The organism is Candidatus Accumulibacter vicinus (assembly GCF_000584955.1).
Classification (GTDB): domain Bacteria; phylum Pseudomonadota; class Gammaproteobacteria; order Burkholderiales; family Rhodocyclaceae; genus Accumulibacter; species Accumulibacter vicinus.
This window is the reverse complement of sequence record NZ_JDSS02000027.1, coordinates 138,440-145,051: the sequence shown is the minus strand read 5'-3', so window position 1 is coordinate 145,051 and position 6,612 is coordinate 138,440. Positions and strand designations below refer to the sequence as shown.

The window sequence follows — 6,612 nt, the reverse complement described above, 5'->3', positions numbered from 1 at the left end:
GCCGACGTGGTGATCAGCAGCGGCGGGGTCTCGGTTGGCGAGGCCGACTTCGTCAAACCGCTGATGACGCAACTGGGCGAAGTCCTGTTCTGGAAAATCGCCATGAAACCCGGTCGCCCGATGGCTTTTGGCCGCATTACCGCTGCCGGGACAGGTGGCGAGGAGAAGGCTGCAGCCTGGCTGTTCGGCCTGCCGGGTAATCCGGTGGCGGTAATGGTCACTTTCTACGCCTTCGTCCGCGACGCGCTCTACCTGCTGATGGGCGCCGACCCGCTGCCCGTCGTGCCGCTGCTACCGGCACGGTGCAGTGTCGCACTGAAGAAGTCTCCCGGCCGTACCGAGTACCAGCGGGGCATCCTCAGCCACGCGCAGGGCCAATGGTGCGTTCGGCCGACAGGTGCCCAGGGTTCGGGAATCCTGCGCTCGATGTCCGACGCCAACTGCTTCATTGTCCTGGAACAGGATCGCGGCAGCGTCGCCTCGGGTGAGACGGTCAGCGTGCAAGTCTTCGACGGCCTGGTCTGAGGTCCGGGTGGGCTTTGGTGGTCGAGGCTTGCCGAGACGACCTGGCAAGCAGTACCACGGCCCGAGATGACCAAGGAGAAACGATGACCGAAATCATGCAGCGTATCTGGTCCTACTTCTGGCTGCCCGAAACCAAGTACGTGATTGCTGCTGTCGCCATCTTTGCGTTGCTGTCGCTGCGCCTGTTGCCCAAGGAACGTCGGCGAGTCGGCGGGACGGTGGCGGTATTCGGGCTCTGCCTTTGCGGACAACTCTTCGGGGCACTGCTTGAGGCGCTCGATTATTCACGCGTCGCAGTGATGGTGCATGAGATCTTCGTCATCGGATCGGGGATGGCGCTGTTTCGCCTGGCGGCGATCTTCGTTTTTCGGGTCATCCTGCCGCGCTTTGGCATGGTCGTCGTACGTATCGCCGAGGACATCATTGTGCTCGTGGTCTACGCCGTTTTCATTATGGGGCGGCTGCACATTGTCGGATTCGACCCGTCGAGTCTGCTGACCACCTCGGCGGTGCTCACCGCTGTCCTGGCTTTCTCGATGCAGGACACCCTCGGCAATGTACTTGCAGGCGTCGCCCTGCAACTCGATAACTCGCTGCGTACCGGCGACTGGATCAGGATCGAAGACATCACCGGCCGGGTTGCCCAGATCCGCTGGCGGCAGACGACGATCAGGACACGTAATGGCGACGTGGTGGTGGTCCCCAACAGCCAGTTGATGCGTGGCAAGTTCACCGTTTTCGGCCGCACCGACATCACCCCCTGGCCCTGGCGACGCTGGGTATGGTTCAACGTCACCTATGAATCATCCCCGACGCTGGTGATCCAGAAGATCGAGGCGACGATCAGCTCTGCCGAAATCCCCAATGTCGCGCGTGAACCTCGCCCGACCTGCGTGCTGATGGAGTTCGGTCCGGGCTACGGGCGCTACGCACTACGCTACTGGATGCTTGACCCGCAGCCCGATGATCCCACCGACTCTGCCGTGCGGGTGCATATCTTCGCTGCCTTGCAACGCGCGGGCATGCAGTTGGCGGTGCCCGAGCAGTCCCTGCATATCACCAAGGAGAACGAGGCCTACCGGGAGTCGCTCCATCGGCGTGAAATCGAGCGACGCATGGTCGATCTGCGCAAGCTGGAACTGTTTGCCGGATTGCAGGAAGAGGAACTGCGGACCATCAGCGAGCGTATGGTCCATGCGCCGTTCGCCTGCGGCGACGTGATCTTTCATCAGGGCGACGCGCCACACTGGCTGTACCTGCTGGCCGCTGGCGAAGCCGAGGTGTGGATGGATTTTGCCGACCATTCCAGGCGCCTGTTCCGTACCATTCATGCCGGCGGCACCTTCGGCGAGAAAGGGGTGTTGACCGGTGAGGCTCGCCGCGCCTCGGTCATCGCCAAGACTGACGTGGTCTGCTACCGACTGGACCAGGCCACGGTTGAAGAAGTCATCCGCTCGCGCCCGGAAATCGCCGAGGCGGTTGCCGAAATTCTCGCACGCCGTGAGGCCGAGATGGACGCATTCATTCGCCAGTTCAGTAACGCTTCCAGCGATCACGCAGTGTCTCAACCGAAGGCCGGCATGCTCGCCATGATCAAGAATTTTCTTGGGCTGTGAGGAGCGAAACAATCACTTCACGCATAGTCCACGCTGACATTGTCGCTCCCCAACCATTCGCGAACCGCCGTCAGCAGGTCATCTTCGAGGCGAACCCGATTGGCGTCGCCGAAAGCCAGTTCGCAGGTCGCGTTCCCGTTTCGATATGCCAGCCGTACCGGGCAATCACCGGGAGTGTAAGGCGCCAGCAGGGTTTGCAGTCGGTGCACGGCGGTGCGCGCGTTGCTGCCGTTGGCCTGGCCATTGAGTGACAGGCGCAGATGACGGGCAAAACGACCGCGCGCTTCGGCGAGCGTCCATAGATGTTCGGCCACGATTTTGACGCGGCCTTCGCCGGCGAAGTCATCGCGCTGCACACGGCCTTCGATGATCAGCACCTCGTCTTCCCTGATCTTGGCACGTTCGGCTTCGAGCAGTTCGTTGAACACCGAGACTTCGATTGAGCTGGTGCCGTCGTCGAGCTGGATGAAGGCCATCTTGCCGCGTGCCGTGAATTTGCTGCGGACGCCGACCACCAGGCCAGCAAGCCACTGCGATTCCTTCCTCGCTTCGAGCGCGGCCAGCGGCTTGCGCACGAAGCGCGACACCTCGGCCTGAACGCCATGAAAAGGATGGCCGGAGAAGTAGAAACCAAGCGCCAGCTTCTCTTCATTGAGCTGCTGTCGCTCGCTCCAGCGTGGCACTTCGACATACCTCGGGCCAAGTTCGCCACCTTGCTCGCCGACATCGAAGATGTCGAACAGGCTGACCTGCATGGCATTGCGCTCGGCCTGTTCGGCGGCTTCCATGGCGATGCCGACCGAAGCCAGCAAACGCGCGCGATGGCTGTCGAGAGAATCAAAACCGCCGGCACGAATCAGGGCTTCGATGGTGCGGCGGTTGACCAGGCGTTTGTCGGCGCGTCGACAGAAATCGAACAGGTCCTTGAACGGACCGCCGGCCTCGCGCACCCTCAGGATCGCGTTCACCGCCTGTTCGCCGGTTCCCTTGACGGCGCCGAGACCGTAACGAATCGTGCTGCGGTCCACCGGGGTGAAGCGGTATTCGGAGGCATTCACATCCGGCCCGAGGATGCGCAGGCCATTGGCGATGGCGTCGTCGTGCACGATCTTTACCGTATCGGTGACGTCCATGTCCGACGACAGCGTGGCCGCCATGAAGGCGGCACAATGGTGTGCCTTCAGCCAGGCGGTGTGGTAGGTGACCACGGCGTAGGCGGCAGTGTGCGACTTGTTGAAGCCATACTCGGCGAATTTCTCCATCAGGTCGAACAGCTGCATCGCCAGTTTTTCGTCGTGCCCCTTCTTTCTCGCCCCTTCGCGCATCAGGTCGCGGTGCAGGGCCATCTCTTCAGCCTTCTTCTTGCCCATCGCACGCCGCAACAGATCGGCGGCGCCGAGCGTATAGCCGCCAATGATCTGCGCGATCTGCATCACCTGTTCCTGATAGACGATGACCCCGTAGGTCGGTTCAAGGCAGACCTTCAGATCGTCGATGTAATAGTCGATCTTCTGCTGACCCTTCTTGCGCAGGATGAAGTCGTCGACCATTCCGGAACCGAGCGGCCCCGGCCGGTACAGCGCGAGCACCGCGATGATGTCCTCGAAGCGATCGGGAGCGAGCTTCCGGACCAGTTTCTTCATGCCCTCCGATTCAACCTGGAAAATCGCGGTGGTATTGCCGTCCTTGAGAATCTGGTAGGCGAGCGGATCGTCGAAGGAAAGCACGGTCAGATCGGGACGCTGGCCGCTGAGTTTCTCGACGTAATCGAGTGCCAGCTTGATGATCGTCAGATTGCGCAGACCCAGAAAGTCGAACTTCACCAGCCCGACCTTCTCGACATCGTCCTTGTCGTACTGGGAAACCACCGAACCGCCGCCGTCGGCCGAATAGACCGGGCAGAAGTCGGTGAGTTTGCCGGGCGCAATCAGCACGCCGCCGGCGTGCATGCCGACATTGCGTGTCAGATCTTCGAGGCGGGCGGCCAGATCGAAGAGATCGCGGACCTCTTCCTCGTCATTGATCCGGGCCTTCAATTGCGGTTCGGCAGCAATTGCCTTGGCCAGCGACAGCGGCTTGTTGGTCTCGACCGGAATGAGTTTGGCAAGCTGGTCACAGAAGTTGTACGGCAGATCGAGGACGCGGCCGACGTCACGAATCACCGCTTTCGACGACATGGTGCCGAAAGTGACGATCTGCGAGACCGCCGCTGCCCCGTACTTCCGGCGCACGTACTCGATGACCCGCCAGCGATTGTCCTGACAGAAGTCGATGTCGAAGTCGGGCATCGATACCCGCTCGGGGTTGAGAAAACGTTCGAAGAGCAGCGCGTAGCGCAAGGGATCGAGGTCGGTAATCCCCAACGCGTAGGCGACGACCGAACCCGCGCCCGATCCGCGACCCGGCCCCACCGGACAGCCGTTGTGCTTGGCCCAGTTGATGAAATCGGCAACGATCAGGAAATAGCCGGGGAATCCCATCTGTACGATGGTATCGGTTTCGAGCTGCAGGCGAGCATCATAGGGGGGGCGCTCTGCGAGACGTTCGGCCGGGTCAGGAAAAAGCTGCTGCAGGCGAAGTTCAAGGCCGGCAACGGCCTCCTGGCGGAGATAATCATCGAGCGTCACGCCGTCCGGGGTCGGGAAAGCGGGCAGGTAGCTCTTGCCGAGCGTGATCTGCAGATTGCAGCGCTTGGCGATCTCCACCGAGTTCTCGAGCGCTTCGGGAAAGTCCGCAAACAACTCGACCATTTCGCCAGCCGACTTGAAGTACTGCTCTTCGGTGTACAACCTGGGGCGGCGCGGATCACCGAGCATGTAGCCCTCGGCAATGCACACTCTCGCTTCATGCGCCTTGAAGTCGTCACGTTCGAGAAACTGGACCGGGTGCGTGGCAACCAGCGGCAGTTCAAGATCGGCCGCCAGATCGGCGGTCATGGAGACCAGCAACTCCTGCTGCGCCTGGCCATAACGCTGAACTTCAAGGTAGAAGGCTGCAGGGAACAATTGCTCCCATTGGCGCGCTCGACTTGCGGCCTGTTGATAATTGCCCTGCAACAGCGCTTCGCCAACGTCGCCGGCAGCCGCACCTGAGAGAGCGATCAATCCATCGACGCCAATTTCCTGCAACATCCGGCGCGTGATTTCGGCCCGCCCACGCACCCGCGGCGCCAGGTAGGCACGCGACAACAGCTCGCACAGTTGCAGATAACCCTGCCGCGAGCGACAGAGCAGCAACAGACGATAGGGACGATCCGGGTCGCTGTCGTTGGCAATCCAGACATCGCTGCCAAATATCGGCTTGATCCCTCGGCTGCGCGCCGACGAATAGAACTTGACCAGACCGAAGAGATTGGCGAGGTCAGTCAGCGCCAGTGCCGGCATCCCGTAGCGGGCAGCACGGTCAACCGCATCGTCAAGACGGACGATGCCGTCAGTGATCGAATACTCGCTATGCAGGCGGAGGTGGATGAACGGACTCTCGAGCATCCCGGCATTTTACCCCCAGGCGGCACAGCAAACGCGATCATCGCAAGCAGAGGTGCGTATCCAATTGTTGTGCAGGCCGGGGGCTGATGTACCGCCCGAGTGAATTCTGACACAGCACGACTCGTCGCTTTGGCGTAGCATTGAATTCGCCAACATCTGCCCCGATCAGGGGCTTTATTCTTGTTCCACCAACCGCAGCCACGCAGACTCCATGACAGACATCCTCTCTGGCCAGATTAATCTGGCCGGCCTCTTCGACTCCGGCGCAGCTCCGGCGCTGATCAGCTCGCTGACCCTGCGGGGCGAAGAGGTTGCCCGCAACGCCGATACCCTTTGCGCGGTAATGGGTTCCCCTTCGTTCAGAGAGGGGGGCAGCATCGGCACCCCGCGAAGGACAGAATTTTCTGCAGAACTTTTGCAGGCCTGGCGCGAGGTCGGGGTGGAAGTGGTCGCACGCATCAGAGGATCCTACGCTTTGGTGATTGTCGATGGCGCGCGCGGATGCGTTTTCCTGGCCGTTGACCGGTTCGCGGTCGAGACGCTGTGTTATCGCACCGACGGCAAGACGCTGGCTTTCTCCGACCGTGCCGACTGTGTTCCGGGGCGCAGCGACGAACTTGATCCGCAGGCGATTTTCGACTACCTGTACTTTCACATGATCCCGGCACCACGCACGATATTCAGTGATGTGCGCCGGTTGCCGGCAGCGCATAGCGTACTGCTCGATCGGCAAGGCGTACATGAAACACGTCACTGGCCCTTGCTTTTCGACGAGCGCCGCCAACCAGCTTTCGCCGACGCACGCGACACGTTCCGCAATCTGATTCGCGAAAACGTCGCTGAAGCAGTCGCCGGCCACCAGCGCGTCGGCAGCTTTCTCTCCGGAGGCACCGATAGCTCGACGGTGGCAGGCGTACTCTGCCAGGTGACAGGCAGGCCGGCACCCGCCTATTCGATCGGCTTCGATGCCGAGGGCTATGACG

4 protein-coding genes are annotated in these 6,612 nt (G+C 61.4%); 3 read left to right on the top strand and 1 reads right to left on the bottom strand.

Annotated features, from left to right (window positions below; translation table 11 throughout):
- Both CAPSK01_RS13140 and CAPSK01_RS13135 read left to right on the top strand, forming a co-directional pair.
- A partial coding sequence (locus CAPSK01_RS13140) for a molybdopterin-binding protein (RefSeq protein ID WP_034927351.1) occupies positions 1–525 on the top strand: 525 nt, incomplete at its 5' end.
- An 83-nt stretch (positions 526–608) separates the two neighbouring features.
- The gene (locus CAPSK01_RS13135; protein ID WP_273703648.1) at positions 609–2,141 is read left to right on the top strand and encodes a mechanosensitive ion channel family protein; all 1,533 of its coding nucleotides are present in this window, start codon (positions 609–611) and stop codon (positions 2,139–2,141) included.
- Positions 2,142–2,158: 17 nt separating this feature from the next.
- Here CAPSK01_RS13135 and dnaE read toward each other — a convergent pair whose 3' ends face one another.
- The gene (gene dnaE / locus CAPSK01_RS13130; protein ID WP_034927349.1) at positions 2,159–5,629 is read right to left on the bottom strand and encodes a DNA polymerase III subunit alpha; all 3,471 of its coding nucleotides are present in this window, start codon (positions 5,627–5,629) and stop codon (positions 2,159–2,161) included.
- Positions 5,630–5,840: 211 nt separating this feature from the next.
- Here dnaE and CAPSK01_RS13125 point away from each other — a divergent pair.
- On the top strand, positions 5,841–6,612 hold a 772-nt coding region (locus CAPSK01_RS13125), incomplete at its 3' end, for an asparagine synthase-related protein (RefSeq protein ID WP_034927348.1).